Below are 16,797 nucleotides of genomic sequence, written 5' to 3' on the forward strand. Positions count from 1 at the left end.
ACGGGCAGCAGGCCGAAAAACAAGCCACGGAGGCCATTTCGTCTACCAGAATTCTGGCACGGCATAAGGACAGTAGAAGACATGAAGGCCCCTTTATGCCTAGGCAGCGCTCTATCGGTCAATCGGAATCGCGCTTGAGTCTGCGGTGGACGCACCACGAGTTCCTGCCTTGTTGCCACCAGAGGCATTCGAGTCGACCAGGGGGATGGAGTTCTTTGATCGGGCGAATGGAAATCAGTCGCGCGCCAGTGGATGAGGTCGACCGTCGAGAACCGTGCCCCAAATTCCGATATCGCGGAGGCTCGCAGGATCAACCGCATACGGATCTTCCTCGAGCACGGTGAAGTCCGCCCGCTTACCGACCTCAATGGATCCGATCTCGTCCTCGAGGCCCAGGCTGCGAGCCCCTTCGATGGTGATCGCCCGCAGCGCCGCGGTGAGCTCCAGCCGCTGGTGCGGGCCCCACACGCGTCCGTCGCTGGCGATCCGATTCACGGCCACCCACGCAAGCAGCAAGGGCGCCGCGGGGGCCATCGGGAAGTCGGAATGAAACGAAGTAGGCACGCCCGCTCGAGCGAGGGAGCCCAGCGGCGAGATCTCGGCGGCCCGCTCCGGTCCAAGTCCATGCTCGGCGTAAATCGGAGCAAGCTCATGCAGGTAGTATGCGTTGTTCGAGACCTCAACTCCGAGCTCCGCGACCCGCAAATGTTGATCCTCGCGAGCAAAGCCGTAGTGCTCCAGAACGATTCGACGCTCCTCCTTCGGGTCGTCTTGCTGGTGCGCCTCGATCTGGTCGAGAACGAGATCAAGACCCGCATCTCCATTCACGTGAATATGAAGGTCCCACCCGCCCTTCCAGAAAGCATCGAGGACGGCGTCCTGCTCCTGCGGTGTCATCATCCACTCGCCGTGATGGCCGTCGAGATAGGGCTCGGTCATCTGCATCAGCTGACTGAAGATCGCACCGTCGGCGTAGTACTTGGCGTGCTTCACCACACGAATCCGGTCCGACGACCAATCGAGCATTGCCTCGGCGGCTCGCTCGGCCGACGCAGCGTCGCCCTCATTGGCCGCGAGAAACATCGCGTTCGGAACGAGGACGAAGCGGTAAGGCGCGTCAGACCACCACATCTCGAACCGCAGAGAGAACCACTCGGCCAAGCTGTTCACCTGCGGAAAGCCCTGCTCACCGACCGTCGTGAGCCCGCCGCGGTGGAGAACTTCGGTCATCTTCGAGAGCCCGTTCAGGTAGCGTCGTGGCGAGGCGAGGATTTGCGTCATCGGCCGGCCGAGGGTGAGTGCACCCTGCTCCCAGAGATGCCCGGTTTCCCAGTCGGCCTGCGGGTGCGCATCGACGACCTCGCGGCTGAGGCCCAACTCCTCCAGTGCTCGCGTGTTGAAGAACATCTCGTGGACGGATCGTTGCCAGACGAAGATCGGACGCGAGGTCGAGATTCCATCGAGATCCGCGCGAGAAAGCTCGCCGTGATACGGCTTGTGGTAGCCCCAGACCAGCAGCCAGTCCTGGTCGTCCCGAGCCTCGTCCAGCCCTCGGAGTCGCGCGAGAAAAGCATCGCGCCCACGAACCGCCTCGGTCCGACCCGTCGGCGTCGACCACTCCATCGCCGAGACGATATCGAGCGACAGGATCGTCGCGGCAAGAGTCGGGTGAAGGTGCGGGTCGATGAATCCCGGCACAAGAACCTCGTTCGAAAAGCGGTCATCGATCTCGAGGGTACGGTTCCCGAGAGCCGCCCGGACCTCTTCGAGCGAGCCGACTGCCGTGATTCGACCGGACTCCACGGCAACCGCGGTCGCAACGGGACGGTCCGGGTCCATCGTCAGGATCTTCTTCGCCCGAAAGATTCGATCGGCGCCGACCTGCTCCCCCGCGAGCAGGAGAGCCGAGGCGATGAGAAATACGCCAAGCCCCGCCACCCAGAGCCACACTTTCAACGAACGCATGCCAGCCACTCGCCTGCTTCTGCCCAATCCGGCTCGGCGCCGACAACGCGCCCCTTGCCGAGCCGGCGTTCGACCGCCTCCGTGACAAATAGGCTCGAACGAGGGGCCATGTTCAATCCTGCGGCTCCAGCCCCTGCACAAAGCGGGCGCCGTTGGTCACGTAGTGTTCGGCACTCATACGCAGCGCGGCTTGCGCAGCTTCATCCAGCTCGCGCTTGACCCTGGCCGGAGCACCTAAAACCATCGCACCGTCGGGCACTTCCATGCCCTCGGTGACCAGAGCACCCGCGCCGACAAGGCAGCCTTTTCCGACCTTGGCGCCGTTCAGGACAACCGCGCCGATGCCAATGAGCGTGTCGTCGCCGATGGTGCATCCGTGCAGCATGGCGTTATGGCCGACCGTGACGTTTTCGCCAACCACCATCGGAAAACCGGGGTCTGCGTGCATCACGGTGCCGTCCTGAATATTGCTGCCGGCTCCGACCTCGATGCGCTCGGAGTCGCCTCGCAATACACAGCTGAACCACACGCTAGCCCTGTCCTTCAGGATCACGTTGCCGATGACGGCGGCATTCGGAGCAATAAAATGGCCCCCTCCCTCAAGGGTAACTTTGGTTCCATCAAGGCTGTACTTCATTGTGCTTCCCCCCAGTACCGTTATCAATTCAGACCCGCTTCGCAGGCGAGATGGACGAGCATCGCCAGTCTGGCCACTGTGACACCCCAGACCGCGTTGGTCTATCAATCAATGCGGCCAAGATCAGTCGGGTAATCACCCGCCACTTGCCGCGTTCTCAATCGTCTCCTGAATCATCTCCAGATTGAACGAGCCGGGGCTCTGGCTCGGCGGATACTCGGCCAGAGTGCTGAAGAACTGTCCGGCGAGTTGCTGTTCTTCTCCTTGCGCAACGGCGTATAGCCGGACTCAAGCATCCGAATGATGAAGTCTTTCGCAGTAGCGATGGCTCCATCATCGAGGGCCTCCTCCCTGCACCTGGCAAGGCGTCTACTGCCCAACCTGAAATTGACGATGATTCTGGACCAAAGACGCCCGCAGGCTTACGGGCGGTCCTGCTGGACGCCGAGCTGGCTGATCAAAAGCGCGGCACCGGTCATCGCCAACCCCTTGAGAAAGAAGGATGTCTGGACCGCCTGCATTTGAGCGCTATCGGTCGTCACCATCTCGAAGCCGTGCACAGCGAAGGTCACGGGAACGAGAAAAATCACGAGCAGCCAGCCACCAAATCGAGCGCTGCGGTTGAAAAGAATCATTACAGCGCCTGCCAATTCGACAATCCCGGAGATCAGAACCCAGAAGGTTCGATAGGGAATCGACTCGTGCATGAGTGAAGTATAGGACTCGATATCCGTAAAATGAGTCACGCCCGAAATGAAAAAAATCAGCGTGAACAAGATTCGTCCGACGATACCAATGGACGAGTTGATGGGAAGTCGGGATTCATCGATCATGGTCGCACCTCCGATTGCATGGGCATTGAGAGTTTGGAGGACGTCCCGGAATCACGGTTCATCCGTATCTTCTGCTCGCAGACGACAGTAGGTTCCCTGCGGTTCGGATGCAATCTCTTCCTGACTGCTTTCTCGCAGGATCCCTAAACAGACGGAAGGTACCCTTCCTGGGCAACTCGCGCGGCAGGGATATGCAAGCTTTCAGGCGGGCAAGTTCTGGAACAACGACGATGCCTCTGCCGGCTGCACCGAGGGCACGGCTCGGGGCCAGGGGCTCAAGATCGGCCGCGCGCCGATCCAGAACAGCCAGAGCCGCCGCCTCCGATCCGACAATCCTCCGGCGGCAACTGAACGTTCAGGCAGGGTCGTCGTTGCCGATTATGGCGTGGCGGGCCCTGATCCGGCCATGTCGGAGAGGCCGGAGCCCCGGAACGCTCGACCGAGCTACCGGCGAGCGAAGCCGCCGACTCGTTCGATTTTGACCCTGAAGCAGGTCCTATTCGTTACTCTCGCACCGGTGGCGGGTCGTTCACCGCACCAGCACCCGATCTTGATCTCGACTGGTCCTACACGCCCGACGGGCTCGGCCTCTCCTATCTCACGCCACCACTCGACGAGGAAGTCGTGCTCGCAGGACCAGGCTATGCGGACCTATGGATCCAGACCAGCGCAGACGATGCGCCGATCGAGATCGTGCTCAGCGAAGTCACCCCGGATGGAAATGAGGTCCGTATCCAGACCGGCGTACAACTCGCTGGCTACCGCAAAATTGACGAAGATCGCTCAGGTCGGTTCCTCACCCGACTCTTTTTTGGCGAAGACGACTACGAACCTTTGTCCAACGAGCTCACTCTCGTGCATGTGCCCATCTTTGACGTAGCCCACCCGCTCCGGGCCGGCTCCAGACTTCGGGTGCAGATCAACACGCCGGGCCGCGATCTGCCGCTGTGGTTCTTTGACAACCCCGATCCGGGCCCCGGCGGCGCGACCTACCGCGTCGCCCGAGGCGGCGGGCATGCGTCGGCGATCGTCCTGGCCGTGTTGCCCGCGGGGTTCCTCGATGTGCCCGAAGGGCTTCCATTGTGCGGCATACTGCGGGGGCAGCCATGCAGGCCGTACGTAGCAACCAGCAACTCACCGGGGTAGAGACCGTAATCTGAATTCGGAGGGCGCGATGCTCTTGGAGCATCGCGCTACCGGTGGAGGCAGAGACCCTGCGGCCTCAGTCCCCGTCGGAGGGGGGTGAGTCCCAGTCACAGACGGCCTTACCGGCGATCCTCGACAGGATATCGATTGCAGCGGCCGCACCGTCGCCCGCGCTGATGATGGCCTGACTCCGGCCGGGGCGGGTCGAGCGGCCCACGACATAGACGTCAGGGATATCGCTGCGGCTGTTTTCATCGACGGGAATCGCCCCATCCGCGTTTTTCACGAGGCCGATCGTCTGGGCCAGCCGAGGCTTTTCCCCCTCGGAGAGGATCAAGTGCCGACACTCCAAGCGGTCTCCTGCCTCTGTGGTTACCCGGGTGCGGAAACCAGGCACCGCCAACCGGGATCGCAATCGAACGGGTCGGTTGTCTCACTCGGTGAAACACTCCGATTAAAAACGCCGAAAAACGACGCTTTGGCTCTTGCAAATAATCAAGCCACTGTGCAACAGCTATGCTTTGCACCAGCACCTTAACTAGAGCTTTACCGATAGATTCGCTCTGGACCTAGCGACTGTCGAATCAACAGGAGCCTGTCCCGAAATGATCCAACAACATGTCGTTTTCGCTACTCGATGCCGATCGTGGCTCGTGATTTTCTTCACTGTTTCCATAGCTTTGATTGGGGCGACCCCGGGCAAGGCGGTGGGCGCGAACATCGCTGTCCCCGGCGACTATGCCACGATTCAGGAAGCGATCGATGCTGCCAGCGACGGAGACTCGATCGACGTGGCTGCCGGCACCTACGTCCCGACTACGACAATCCGGGTCGACAAGGAAGTGACTCTTCTGGGAGCGGGAAGCGACTCGACGACGATCGACGTCGGTAACTACAATGCCTGGGGCATTTATATCACCGCGGACAACGTACAATTCAGCGGCTTTACAATTCAGGGCGACGCGGCCTCAAACCAGCAGTATCCGGTCAAGGTCGGCTCCAGCAACAACGTAACCGGGGCACGAATTTGTGAAAATGTGACCCTCGACGACCTTGTTGTTCAGGGCGGCCAACGGAGCGGCATCGACTTGAACGGCGTATCGGGAGGCCTCCTCAACAACATCTCATCCACCGGCGCGACCAGTGGCTTTGGTCTTTCTATCAGCAGCTCTATCGACATAACGGTCAGCGATTTGACGACCAGTAGCAACGCATGGGGTGATGTCGCCGTGTTTCCTGCCAACACGGCCTTCCAATGGCCCGCGCTGGAGGCGCCCGCAGGGATCGTCTTCACGGGAACGCTGGCACTCTCGGCGGGAGCAGGCGCCATTGCGGTTCAGGACGGCGCACTCGTGAGTGGTGGAACTTGGTCCGGATCAATCTCCACAGATCCGGCAGCGCTAGCGGATGTGACCGTACCTGCGACATTCAGTCATCGCATCGATTCCAGCCGGACAGGCGACGGGCTGGTAAGCCACCTGGCAACTCCCGGAGCGATCGCGGGGCTGGTCGCTCAATACCTTGTCTCCCTGGGCTCCTTCTCGGAAATCGTGATTCAGGACATGATCAACGAGGACTTCGAGGTGGTCGAGGGGCTCTATATTCAGGACGCGATCGACGCAGCGACAGACGGCGATACCATCAACATTGCGGCAGGCACCTACACCAATGGGAGTGGCATCTGCCACGGCCCACAACTCTACGCGATGAGTATCGACAAGGAATTGACGGTCGCAGGAGCAGGTGATGGCACTGATCCCGCATCGAATACAGTATTTGCCCCCGCCAGTTGCGGCGGGCAAGCTAGCAACGGAGTGATCTTTATCGATGCTACGGACGATGTCGTCCTGAGCGGCCTGTACATCGATGCGCAGGTCAACCTCGATTCGGGTACCGGGCAGGAATACGCAAGAGGTCTCCAGACAGCGGCCTCCGGCACAGGGTCTCCGATCGATAATTTGTTGGTAGAGGACGTCACCATTTCCGGGACCTCGCACTCCTGCTTCGAGTTCAATTACACGACCAACTCGATCGCGCGGAATGTCCACTGCGACCGAAGCAACGCCGGTTACAACGGAGGAACTGCCAACGGATACCGACTTGTCGCCTCCACCGACTTCCTGCTCGAGAACGCGACGGCCTCTACCGGAGCGAGCTCATACTATCTCGTCTCGTTTCAGGACCATAATACCTACACCCTTCGAAACGTGACGTTGGCTGGAGGAGCGGCTGATTATGGGCAGTACCTCTACATGCCCTACAACTTCCACGAAACCGACAAACTACAGGCCGTCACTTATGAGAACGTTGCCATTGCCGACGTTCCCACGGGAATTCACGTCCTGGCAGAGGCCGGAACGACGATCACTCTGAGTGCGGCGCCCGGGGAGCTCAGTTTCACGAACGTCGATGTGCCCCTCTGGATCGACAACACGAATGGTGCCAGCACCTTCGTCGACCTTCAGGCGTTCACCTGCAACAGCGGCCTTGACTGGATGGTCGAAGACGACGGTGACGGATCACAGCGGTGGTTCCAGTCCGAAGCAGACGCGAGTGCCTGGGCGGGACCGATGAACTGTGTCGGGAACTGCACTTGGCAGAACACCGGATGCTGCGGCGACGGAACGGTCAACCCGACCTTCGAGCAATGCGATGATGGTGATGGCACCAACGGGACCTTCGGGAGTTGCTGTGAAGCCTCCTGCACCTTCGAGCCGGCCGCTACACTCTGCCGCAATGATGCCGGGCAGTGCGATGTCGCAGATTATTGCTCGGGTGCCAGCGACGTTTGTGCCGACAGCTTCGAGCCGAACACGACTACCTGCACGGGTTCCTCTCAGGGCGACGTCTGCGATAACGATGCCAGCGACCTCTGTTCCGGTGTGGCCAACACCTGCGTCGATGCTTTTCAGGCATCCAGCGTCACTTGTCGTGCTGCGACCGGTCAGTGTGACGTCGCAGAGGAATGCACAGGCAGTGCGGGCGCGTGTCCCAGCGACGCGTTCCAACCGAACACCACGCCGTGCACCGGGGCCTCGCAAGGAGATGCCTGCGACCTGGATCCCGACGATCGTTGCCTCGGCACTGCGGATACCTGTGTCGATGCCTATCAGGCGTCCGGTTACGTTTGTCGTGGCGGGTCAGGCGATCCCAATTCATCCGGGTTCACCTGCGATCCTGATGAGGTATGCAACGGTAACTCCGGCGCGTGTCCCGCCGACACTGTTTCGAGCGCAGGAACTGTCTGTAACGCGGGTAGCGGTGACCCCAACGGATCCGGGTTTATTTGCGATCCCGATGAGGTCTGTTCGGGTATTGCTGGCGAAGCATGCCCAGTGGATGGGTTCTCGGGCGATACGGTAGTCTGCAATGCGGGCGGGGGCGATCCCAACGGCTCCGGTTTCATCTGCGACCCGGACGAACTCTGCCCGGGCGTGCCGGACCAAGCGTGCGCTGTTGATACCTTCTCGGGCCCCAGCGTGGTCTGCAACTCAGGGTCGGGGAACCCGAACGGAGGTTCCGTCTGTGATCCCGACGAATACTGCGTCGGATCTGCTGACACGGCTTGCCCAAGCGACATCATTGAGCCAGTCAACACGGAGTGCCGAGAGGCGATCGGTGAGTGCGACAATGATGAGGTTTGCAGTGGCGTTGCCGACGATGCCTGCGGAACCGATGTGTTCTTTGATGACGGCCTCTCTTGCTACACTGATCCCTACATCGAAGACGCGCCCAACCGGGAGGCCCCGGTTTCCCCCCTCCCCTGCGTCAACGACGAATGTCTTTGTGAAAGCGGCCTCTGTGTCGCACCCAATGGTTTCGCCGTTAGCAGCGTCCGAGTCTCGACTTCGAAACCCGGGAAATCAACCGGCAAGGCTCGCGTCAAGGGTCTTGTGCTCGATGACGCCACAGAAGGGGATTTCATCGTCGATTTGTTGGCCGATACGATTGCCGTGACGATCACAGATCAGGATGGCTCGTTCTCGGTGAGCGAAGTACTGTCGGGCTGCGAGTCAACCGGGAGAAACCCCAACAAGCCCATTTACAAATGTGCCTGGGCGGGCGGTAAAGCCACCTTCAAAGCGCTCGAGTTCGTGCCGAATACCTACGACGTGACGACCAGCCTGAAGCGAATCGCTGAAGCCCAAACCGGCACAGAAGCGATCGACTTGCCTCTCCGAATCGCTTTCGGGAAAACCTCTTTCTACAGAGTCGACCGAACCGGATCTATCAGCACAGTATGCCGTCCCAACAAAACGAATACTCGAATCTCTTGCCGAGTTCCTGCTGAATAATCAGATAATTTCCATGAACCCATTCGATCAGAAACCTAGGAAGTCAACCATGAAGTTTTTATTTGCAGGAGTACTAATTTTTTCCCTGAGTCTTTCGCTGCCCCTTGGCGACAAGGCTTGGGCCCAGTCCGGGCTCACAATCTCCAAGCTGGACGCTCGGCTATTTCAGGGACCGGAGCAGTCAAGGCGCGACGGTCTGCTCAACCTGACGGGCATGCTGAATGACAATTCGACAGATGGCGAACTCATCGATAATCTCGTTGCTGGCACTGTGACGATCGAGGTCGACGCAGGTACTGGGTTCTCCTTCACGGCGACGATTTCCGGATGCACACGGCTGGCCTCCCACCCGGGAGCGCGATGCAAGGCCGACCTGCCCGGCGATGCCGGCCGCTACAAGTTCCAGGCACGTAGATACCGGAATACTCCCAATGTTTTCCGGATTGACCTTCGTGCCCGACGCCTGGACGGAAGCATCACAGGGAGCGACAGTCTTGCCGGTCCGGCAACCGTTACGATAACCCAGACCAACGCAACGAGGGACGACACCCTGAGCGTTGCCGAATGCACGGCGCAACGAAGCGGTGGGTTTCTGCGGTGCAGAGCCGACTGAGCACCAACTTGAGGGGTCGCACTCCTCTCGCAACTCGCCTTGGAGCTTACAGGCTGGCGGCGGCGCCAGAGTCGCGAGTCGAACGAACAGCCTGCACCAGCCTCTCGGCGGCCCGTCGCGCGCCAGCGATATTCCTCGAGGCGGGCCCCAGTTCCAGCTCCGCGAGCGGGCCCGAGACGTAAACGCGCGGGTGCCAGCGGAGCGCTGTGTCCACGATGGGGTAGCCACAGCCCGCGCAGGGTAGCGAGGCGGAATCCGCCAGTTGGTCCACCAAAGCGCCACCGGGACGCTGTGAGCCAAAGCCGGTAGCCAAAAGCACGCGCTGGACTTCCAAAACTGACCCGGTCGAGAGCCGCATCGTGAGCATCTCGTGACCCGCTTCGACGCTCTCAACCTCACCCTCATGCCACAGGAGTTGTCCGGCGGCGATGGCCCGGCGCACCGCACGCTGAACGTCTGGCGGAACGGACCCTCGGTGGCGTGCTTCCGAGATCATCGCCCGCCGGCGGCCGACGTCGGGTTCGCGACTGAAGCCTGCCATCAGCTTCGGGCCAAGCCAGCCCGGATCGCTATCAAATTGATGCTCGCGCAGTTCGTGACGTGAAACCAGATGAACCTGATGCCCTTCTTCTACGAGACGCAGTGCCACCTGGCTGGCCGAGATTCCTCCGCCAAAGACCACGACAGCCTCCTTGGCCGTTGGCCAACCATGGAAGCCTCGATCGAAAACGTGCTGAACACGGGGGTCATCTCTTGGCGACCACTCAGGCCACTCAGGCTGTTCGCCAGCTCCCATCGCAAGCACGACCTGCTGCGCGAGAATCTCGGGTCCCGTCGAAAGTGCCACGCGGACGCCATCACACTCGACAGCGCACGCACTCGCACGGGCGCGTATATGGAGATTCGAGAGCTCGAAGCGCTCGATGATCCGATCGCAGTGGGCGTTGAAAAGACCAAGCGCAGGCCGATCGTAGGGAGGCGCAAAGAGGCCTGACTTGCGTTTCTTGCGCTTTCCCGCGAACCGTTGCAGCGACGAGGCATTCAGGCCGAGGTGATGAACGGATGGGGAGCGCAGATGACTCATCCCGGTCGTCGCCGTCGAAGTGTGCCAGCGCTCCAGCAAACGCTCGCCCGGGTCCACGATGCGGATCTGTTGCGGATCTATATCGGCTTCGCCAAGCAGGCGGGCCGCAATATGTACTCCATGGATTCCGCCCCCGATAATCAACCAATCGAGTTTCACGGTACTGGCGGTATCCTCGGAAATACTCTTCACGCCGGCTCCTCATCCATGACAAATTCGGGAAACGGATTCTCCAGTTCGGACCAGGCGCTGCTCGTCCCGCTCGCAAGGTGCTTGTCGAGAGGACAGGCGTCGAGGCGCCCTCGGAGCGCAGCTTCATCCATCTTTTGCCCGATAAAAACCAACTGCTGGGCGCGATCGCCGAAACGTGGATGCCAGCCGGGCTCCTGATCCGGGCGCTCGCCGTCGGGCATTTCCCAATGCTCACGCGGCACAGCCGCCCACCACATCCCGGCAGGATTCACGTTGCTTATCCCACCAGCCTGAGCCCATTCGTAGGCGACTCGATGATCGGCAGCGACCCAGAAAAAACCCTTCGAGCGTAACACGCCGCACCAGTTTTCTTCGTCATTCAGGAAGGCCCAAAGCTTTTCGGCATCAAAAGGCTCGGGAGTTTGGTAGGTAAAGCTCGAGATTCCGTACTCTTCGGTCTCGGGTATGTGCTCCCCCTCCATCTCTCGAATCCACCCGGCAGAGCTGGCCGCTTTGTCATAGTCGAACAAGCCGGTATCGAGCACCGATTGGAGCGGGATTTGACCGTGGATCGCCGGCAGAATCTTGGCCCCCGGGTTGAGTGCTTTGAGCATGGCCTCGACCTCGAGCGCCTGATCATAACTGACCAGATCGCGCTTATTGAGAACGATGACGTCCGCGAACTCGATCTGGTCAATCAAAAGGTCGGTAACGGTGCGTTCGTCGTCGTCTCCGAGAGATTCTCCACGATCCTGAAGCGCTTCGGCCGCGTTATAATCCCTCAGGAAGCTCGCCGCATCCACCACCGTGACCATCGTATCGAGTTTGGCCACCTGACTGAGGCTCACCCCGTTCTCATCCTCGAACGTAAATGTCTGCGCCACCGGTATGGGCTCCGAGATCCCTGTCGATTCGATGAGCAGGTTGTCAAACCGACCTTCCTGAGCGAGTCGAGACACCTCGGCCAGCAAGTCGTCGCGCAGGGTGCAGCAAATACAACCGTTGGACATCTCAACCAGCTTTTCATCGGTCCTGCTGAGCTCCGCCCCGCCCCGACCAATCAGCGCCGCGTCGATATTCACCTCGCTCATATCATTGACGATCACCGCCACCCGACGACCCTCGCGGTTATTGAGCACCTGGTTCAGAAGCGTGGTCTTTCCGGCCCCTAGAAACCCGGACAGGACCGTGACTGGGAGACGCGGTTGATTCGAAACGGTCGACTGATTGGGCATCATCAAAATCCTCTGCTGTCGTGATTTGGAGAACCGGCTTTCCGGCAGGGCTCAAGTTCCGGAGGAGAAAACCCTATTTGCAACTGAATTGCAAGTACATACTGAGTGCAACCGGGCGATTCCCCTCTCGCCACGGCGGCTCACGAGCGGGCCGCTGCTCCCCGGCCGCAATCTCTTATTGCAAATCAGTTGCATTTAGATAGCGATTGCATTAACCGTTTCCAGAGGGCGCTGCACGCTTCAGAGACAGGAAGAAATTGACTCCGCAGCCGTTCTCGAACGACTGATTGCAAAACACGTTTTACCCACAATGAAGTAACCACTGGAGTTACGGATGGAAAGAATCGGACCGCCTCCGCGCGGGCCGATCAGACCGAAGAATTTGCCTCATGAATACAATTCCATTTTCCGAGACCTATGACGTCGTCGTCGTCGGCGGTGGTGCCGCAGGCGTCGGCGTTTCGATAGCGCTTCGACATGCGGGCATCGAGAACTTCGTCGTCCTCGATCGCCAAACCGTCGGCGCTTCATTTTCCGCATGGCCCGCCGAGACCAGATTCATCACGCCTTCATTTCCGACTAATTCCGTCGGGATGCTGGACCTGAACTCCATAGCGATTGGCGTTTCGCCCGCATTCAGTCTTGAGGTCGAACATCCAACCGGCGCCGAATATGCGGCCCATCTGCGGGGTGTTGCGAAGTTCTTCGAGTTGCCCATTCAGGAAAACACAGACGTCCAGCGCATCGAGAAGATAGGCGACGAGTTTCAAATCGAGACCGGCGACGAAACGTTGCGAACCAGACATGTGATCTGGGCCGCCGGAGAATTTCAATACCCCCGTCTCAACGGATTTGCGGGCAGCGAACTCTGTCGCCACACCGCCACTATCGAGAGCTATGAAGACCTCGAAGGCGACGACTTTATCATCGTGGGCGGCTACGAGAGCGGTATCGACGCGGCCTACCACCTCGCCTACTGCGACAAAAGTGTTCGTCTCTTCGACAGAGGTTCGCCCTGGAAAGAGGAGACCTCCGACCCGAGCGTTGCGCTATCCACGTTTTCACTCGAACGGATGCGAGAATATCCGTTCGAGGAGCAAGTCGAACTGTTCCCCCGAATGCCCGTTCACTCGGTGGCTCGTCGGGATGAAATATACGAGATCACCACTCAGGACGGCCGAAGCTTCCAAACCCCCGTCGCGCCGCTGCTGGCCGGCGGTTTTGAAGGGAGCCACAAATCGATCTCGCATCTATTCGAGCAACGGGAAGATGGATTCCCTCTTCTGAGCGAACATGACGAGTCAACGACGGTGCCGGGAATGTTTCTTTGTGGCCCGTCGGTCCGTCATGACAACCTCGTCTTTTGCTTCATCTACAAATATCGACAACGCTTCGCTGTGGTTGCCAAGGCAATCGCAACATCAATGGGATTGCCGGCAGAGGAGCTGGAAGCGTATCGACAGTGGGGCATGTACCTCGATGATCTCTCCTGCTGCGGGGAGGAATGCGCGACATGCTGACGGAAAATGCCGAAAGAGTCTCCGAGGGGGTTTTGACCGGGCCATCTCGAGCGGCCGCCGAGCCCGAGACTTCGTCGGATGCGGGCCCTCACCGGTTCGAAAAGGTGGCGCATATCGAATGGCTTGGGCAAACGATTGCAAGCCTTTGCTGGATCGGGAGCGTGCTCGCCTACGGACTGGACTCCGGCGGTGATTGGTTGCAGTTATTTGCAGCGTCCTCGTGGCTGGTCGCCAATATTGCGGCAGCGCGGTAGCTGTGGAGTCAGGGCCTGGTTCGCGAGGCGCATTCGGGCAAAATCGAAGACACAACCAGCCCCCCAGGCACAACTCGCCTGCCATCGACAGCGACATACCGTCCGTGCACCTCTGCACGAACCCGCAACAAGGCGAGACAAGGGCATGCGCCTTAGAGTGGCCTGTGGAGATCACCCACGCATCGGCGAGCAGTCGAATTCCTCAACGAATTCAAGCGTAGGGCACCGGAACTTACCTGCTTTGGGTCTGGCTCCCGGATAGCGAACCCTCGCAGGCGCCGTTTCCCTTCGCCATCGTCTGGCACGACACTTGGTAATGATCCTACCCATGGACAACCTGCACTCACCGGAAACCGACTGCTACCTCCTTTCCATCGATGAACGCGATTTTGCCGACGTCGCAGCCGTACTCGGCCTTCGCGCCCGCCCGGCCAGCCCGGACGACGAGGCGCTTGTAGACGCCTACCTCCGCGAAAAGGATATTTTCGCCGAGAGCCAAACCCAGTTGCTCATCACGACAGTGCCCGATATCCGCCCACAGTAGACATAGGAATTGGCCACTGCCGTGGCTAATTCCACGCAGACCTTGCGAGACGAAGCTCCAACCCCGACACTGGCAGTGTCAGGAAGACTCCCTGGAGGGGTGGTCGAGTCAGGTTTAAGGCACCGGTCTTGAAAACCGGCAGAGTGTTAAAGCTCTCGTGGGTTCGAATCCCACCCCCTCCGCTTCGGGAGCTCAACCAACGACGGTGGCTCGGCCTTTGCGATCCCCGGCCAATTTGCGTAAGACGAACACAGTGGAAGACTCGACAAAAAAAGTTCGGCCCGAGGACGAAGAGATTCTCCCCGGAGACCTCGTGGTGCTGATGCTCGAACCCGGCCCTTTCCGCGTCTTGAGCATCCAGACGCCAAATGCCGTGATCGAGGCCAACGACGGATCGCAACGCACCGTGCGCGAAGTCGCCATCCGCAAGGTCGATTCTGCCCCACCTGTGCAGCGCTGAGTCATCAGACCGAATCGCAAAGCGGATTCGTGTTCACCGCACGCGGCAAGACCCCATAACGCTCATGCGGGCGCTGATCGCTTGAGAAGCCCGGCAGGTGCCCAGCTCACCTCGGGAACGCTGCGGCGACACCGCCATCAACCGGCAAAGTCGCTCCTGTGGTCGGAGTACCCCCGGCCGAAAAGAACACGACGGCCCGGCCCACGTCGGCACCGCTGATTTTCGTATGCAGCAGATTGCGCTTCCGGTAATGCTCTTCAAGCTCCGCCGGGTCCAAACCCTTGGAACGGGCTCGGTCCTCACCAATCTCCTGCCAGAGGCCTGAGGTCGTATCGCCTTCGGCGAATACCGCATCGGCGTTGATCATGTTCACGCGGATCCCGTCCGGCGCGAGCTCGATCGCCGCAACTTTACCTAATTGGTGGCCGCCCGCCTTGGACGCGCTATAGGCCCCGAAGTCCGCCCCGGGACCAAAGACATTCTTGGACGCATTCACGACGATATTGCCTCCGGTCCGCTGCGCTCGCATCACTCTGGCGCCTTCGCGCATCGTTCGAAAATATCCCCCGAGGTTCACGCTCATCACGCGCTCCCAGTCGGTACTTTTCATGTCCGCCATGGCACTCACGTGCGCGATCCCGGCATTCGGAACAACGATATCGACGCCGCCAAAGAGACGGCAGGTCTCGGCGAAGGCTGCGGCGACCGAAGCATCATCCGTCACATCCATCCGTACCGCAGCACAGGATGCCTCGCCGGCCAGTTCAGCAACTCGTCGGTGGGCCTTGGCAAGGCCAGCCTCATCCACATCCGCGAGCACCACATGTGCTCCCGCACGCCCGAGTTCCAGAGCGATACCAACGCCAATCGCCCCGGCGGCACCCGTCACCAGCGCGACCTGCCGAGCCAGAGGCTTCTCGGCAGATTTGCCGAGTTTCGCTTGCTCGAGACTCCAATATTCCATGTCGAAGAGATCGCCATCGGGCAGACCTTCGTAATGACCTACCGCATCCCCCAGAGAGCGGATCCGAAGGGTATGCTCGGTCAAATCCGAGGCAATTCCGGCATCGCGCGCGGTTTTCCCGGCACAGAAGATCCCCACACCCGGGACCAGAAAAACCCGAGGATCCGGATCGAGAGGTGTTTTATCGACAGATTTCTCGCCCACCTGGCGTGTGAAGTACTCACGGTACTCCCGACGGTATTCTTGCACGCGCTCTCCGATCGCAGCGCGAAGCGTGCCCTCGTCAGCCTCAGGCGGCAGGTCGAGCACAAGCGGTAGTGACTTGGTACGGATCACATGATCAGGCGTTAGAGGTCCGCGCCGAGAGCGCTCCTGCAAACCTTCCTCAGCGAGATAGCCAAGAATCTCCGGTGTCCCTCGCCAATCCAGCACCATACAACGCTGCGGGGCATCGCTTCTCTCGCCCAGTGCGGCATCGTCTCTCGCGATCGCGCCACGTAATAGCGGCGCCAACTCTGCTGCTCGCCCGCTGGCAGCACTTGCGACATCGTCGCCAGCCGGTGCTGGCGCGGGGCGCGAGCGACGTTTCTCAAGAAAACGTTCGGCCCGATCCACCAATGCGATCGTCTTCTCGTAACTCGCACGGGCATCCTCATCGAACGTAAAAAGCCCATGCTTGAGCAGGACCATACCTTCGACATCCGCACGGGTCTCGGAGACTTCGGCTGCCAGTTTCGCCAGAGCGAATCCAGGCATGATATAGGGAACCACCAGGATGTTGTCGCCCAAGGCCTCGCGGACGAGGTCCTCACCGTCGGGCTGATTCGTCAGCGCCAAAATCGCGTCCGCATGCGTATGGTCAATAAACCGATATGGCAGGAAGGCGTGCAGCAAGGTTTCTACCGACGGGTTGGGCGAGGTTGAATCGAACAGTCGGATGCGTTGCTGGTTGACCATCTCCTCATCGCTCAGAGCCTCCAAAGATCTCAATTCAAGCAAGGGAGCCAGGGTGAGAGCCGGAAGGCCCGGAGGTTCGATGGAATCGAGGTCCCAGC

At 60.0% G+C, this 16,797-nt stretch carries 15 protein-coding genes and 1 tRNA gene; 8 read left to right on the top strand and 8 right to left on the bottom strand.

Annotated features, from left to right (window positions below; genetic code table 11):
• Window positions 1–234: 234 nt before the first annotated feature.
• From P8K07_10070 to P8K07_10085, 4 genes are all read right to left on the bottom strand, one after another.
• On the bottom strand, window positions 235–1,965 hold the full coding sequence (locus P8K07_10070) for an amidohydrolase (protein MDG1958865.1): 1,731 nt from the start codon (window positions 1,963–1,965) through the stop codon (window positions 235–237).
• Window positions 1,953–2,075 carry a hypothetical protein gene (locus P8K07_10075; protein ID MDG1958866.1) on the bottom strand — a complete coding sequence of 41 codons (123 nt, stop codon included), beginning with the start codon at window positions 2,073–2,075 and terminating at the stop codon, window positions 1,953–1,955. Before P8K07_10075 ends, P8K07_10070 begins: the two co-directional genes overlap by 13 nt.
• A gap of 2 nt (window positions 2,076–2,077) precedes the next feature.
• The gene (locus P8K07_10080) at window positions 2,078–2,602 is read right to left on the bottom strand and encodes a gamma carbonic anhydrase family protein (GenBank protein MDG1958867.1); all 525 of its coding nucleotides are present in this window, start codon (window positions 2,600–2,602) and stop codon (window positions 2,078–2,080) included.
• A 422-nt stretch (window positions 2,603–3,024) separates the two neighbouring features.
• On the bottom strand, window positions 3,025–3,435 hold the full coding sequence (locus tag P8K07_10085) for a DoxX family membrane protein (protein ID MDG1958868.1): 411 nt from the start codon (window positions 3,433–3,435) through the stop codon (window positions 3,025–3,027).
• 498 nt (window positions 3,436–3,933) lie between these two features.
• Between P8K07_10085 and P8K07_10090 the strand changes: the two genes are divergently transcribed.
• Window positions 3,934–4,581 (top strand): CocE/NonD family hydrolase C-terminal non-catalytic domain-containing protein, encoded by a 648-nt coding sequence (locus P8K07_10090; GenBank protein ID MDG1958869.1) that lies wholly within the window; start codon window positions 3,934–3,936, stop codon window positions 4,579–4,581.
• 76 nt (window positions 4,582–4,657) lie between these two features.
• Here the strand turns inward: P8K07_10090 and P8K07_10095 are convergent, their stop codons facing one another.
• On the bottom strand, window positions 4,658–4,978 hold the full coding sequence (locus P8K07_10095; protein ID MDG1958870.1) for an FAD-dependent oxidoreductase: 321 nt from the start codon (window positions 4,976–4,978) through the stop codon (window positions 4,658–4,660).
• Window positions 4,979–5,186: 208 nt separating this feature from the next.
• Between P8K07_10095 and P8K07_10100 the strand changes: the two genes are divergently transcribed.
• Together P8K07_10100 and P8K07_10105 are read left to right on the top strand one after the other, a co-directional pair.
• Window positions 5,187–8,876, top strand: coding sequence for a glycosyl hydrolase family 28-related protein (locus P8K07_10100; protein ID MDG1958871.1), 3,690 nt, complete (start codon window positions 5,187–5,189; stop codon window positions 8,874–8,876).
• 49 nt (window positions 8,877–8,925) lie between these two features.
• Window positions 8,926–9,489 (top strand): hypothetical protein, encoded by a 564-nt coding sequence (locus tag P8K07_10105; GenBank protein MDG1958872.1) that lies wholly within the window; start codon window positions 8,926–8,928, stop codon window positions 9,487–9,489.
• Window positions 9,490–9,535: 46 nt separating this feature from the next.
• Here the strand turns inward: P8K07_10105 and P8K07_10110 are convergent, their stop codons facing one another.
• Both P8K07_10110 and zigA read right to left on the bottom strand, forming a co-directional pair.
• Complete coding sequence (locus P8K07_10110; GenBank protein ID MDG1958873.1) at window positions 9,536–10,765, bottom strand: FAD/NAD(P)-binding protein; 1,230 nt, start codon at window positions 10,763–10,765, stop codon at window positions 9,536–9,538.
• The gene (gene zigA, locus P8K07_10115) at window positions 10,762–12,003 is read right to left on the bottom strand and encodes a zinc metallochaperone GTPase ZigA (protein MDG1958874.1); all 1,242 of its coding nucleotides are present in this window, start codon (window positions 12,001–12,003) and stop codon (window positions 10,762–10,764) included. The genes P8K07_10110 and zigA overlap by 4 nt, the downstream gene beginning before the upstream one ends.
• A 386-nt stretch (window positions 12,004–12,389) precedes the next feature.
• On the opposite strand from zigA, the gene P8K07_10120 reads away from it, so the two are divergent.
• The 5 genes from P8K07_10120 (at window position 12,390) to P8K07_10140 (ending at window position 14,778) form a co-directional block, all read left to right on the top strand.
• The gene (locus tag P8K07_10120; protein ID MDG1958875.1) at window positions 12,390–13,520 is read left to right on the top strand and encodes an NAD(P)-binding domain-containing protein; all 1,131 of its coding nucleotides are present in this window, start codon (window positions 12,390–12,392) and stop codon (window positions 13,518–13,520) included.
• Window positions 13,514–13,774, top strand: a complete 261-nt coding sequence (locus tag P8K07_10125; protein ID MDG1958876.1) for a hypothetical protein — start codon at window positions 13,514–13,516, stop codon at window positions 13,772–13,774. Before P8K07_10120 ends, P8K07_10125 begins: the two co-directional genes overlap by 7 nt.
• Window positions 13,775–14,102: 328 nt before the next feature.
• A complete protein-coding gene (locus P8K07_10130) occupies window positions 14,103–14,318 on the top strand; it encodes a hypothetical protein (protein MDG1958877.1) in 216 nt (71 codons plus the stop codon).
• A 93-nt stretch (window positions 14,319–14,411) separates the two neighbouring features.
• Window positions 14,412–14,500: transfer RNA gene (locus P8K07_10135), tRNA-Ser, on the top strand.
• Window positions 14,501–14,571: 71 nt separating this feature from the next.
• Window positions 14,572–14,778, top strand: a complete 207-nt coding sequence (locus P8K07_10140) for a hypothetical protein (GenBank protein ID MDG1958878.1) — start codon at window positions 14,572–14,574, stop codon at window positions 14,776–14,778.
• A gap of 106 nt (window positions 14,779–14,884) precedes the next feature.
• Here the strand turns inward: P8K07_10140 and P8K07_10145 are convergent.
• A partial coding sequence (locus tag P8K07_10145) for a bifunctional aldolase/short-chain dehydrogenase (protein MDG1958879.1) occupies window positions 14,885–16,797 on the bottom strand: 1,913 nt, incomplete at its 5' end.

The sequence above is a fragment of the Candidatus Binatia bacterium genome (assembly GCA_029248525.1).
Classification (GTDB): Bacteria; Desulfobacterota; Binatia; order UBA12015; family UBA12015; genus UBA12015.

Coding starts and splice junctions, on each gene's coding strand:
- P8K07_10105 (MDG1958872.1), top strand. CDS start 8,926: ATGAAGTTTTTATTTGCAGGAGTACTAATTTTTTCCCTGAGTCTTTCG.
- P8K07_10100 (MDG1958871.1), top strand. CDS start 5,187: ATGATCCAACAACATGTCGTTTTCGCTACTCGATGCCGATCGTGGCTC.
- P8K07_10070 (MDG1958865.1), bottom strand. CDS start 1,965: ATGCGTTCGTTGAAAGTGTGGCTCTGGGTGGCGGGGCTTGGCGTATTT.
- P8K07_10075 (MDG1958866.1), bottom strand. CDS start 2,075: ATGGCCCCTCGTTCGAGCCTATTTGTCACGGAGGCGGTCGAACGCCGG.
- P8K07_10085 (MDG1958868.1), bottom strand. CDS start 3,435: ATGATCGATGAATCCCGACTTCCCATCAACTCGTCCATTGGTATCGTC.
- P8K07_10130 (MDG1958877.1), top strand. CDS start 14,103: ATGGACAACCTGCACTCACCGGAAACCGACTGCTACCTCCTTTCCATC.
- P8K07_10080 (MDG1958867.1), bottom strand. CDS start 2,602: ATGAAGTACAGCCTTGATGGAACCAAAGTTACCCTTGAGGGAGGGGGC.
- zigA (MDG1958874.1), bottom strand. CDS start 12,003: ATGATGCCCAATCAGTCGACCGTTTCGAATCAACCGCGTCTCCCAGTC.
- P8K07_10120 (MDG1958875.1), top strand. CDS start 12,390: ATGAATACAATTCCATTTTCCGAGACCTATGACGTCGTCGTCGTCGGC.
- P8K07_10125 (MDG1958876.1), top strand. CDS start 13,514: ATGCTGACGGAAAATGCCGAAAGAGTCTCCGAGGGGGTTTTGACCGGG.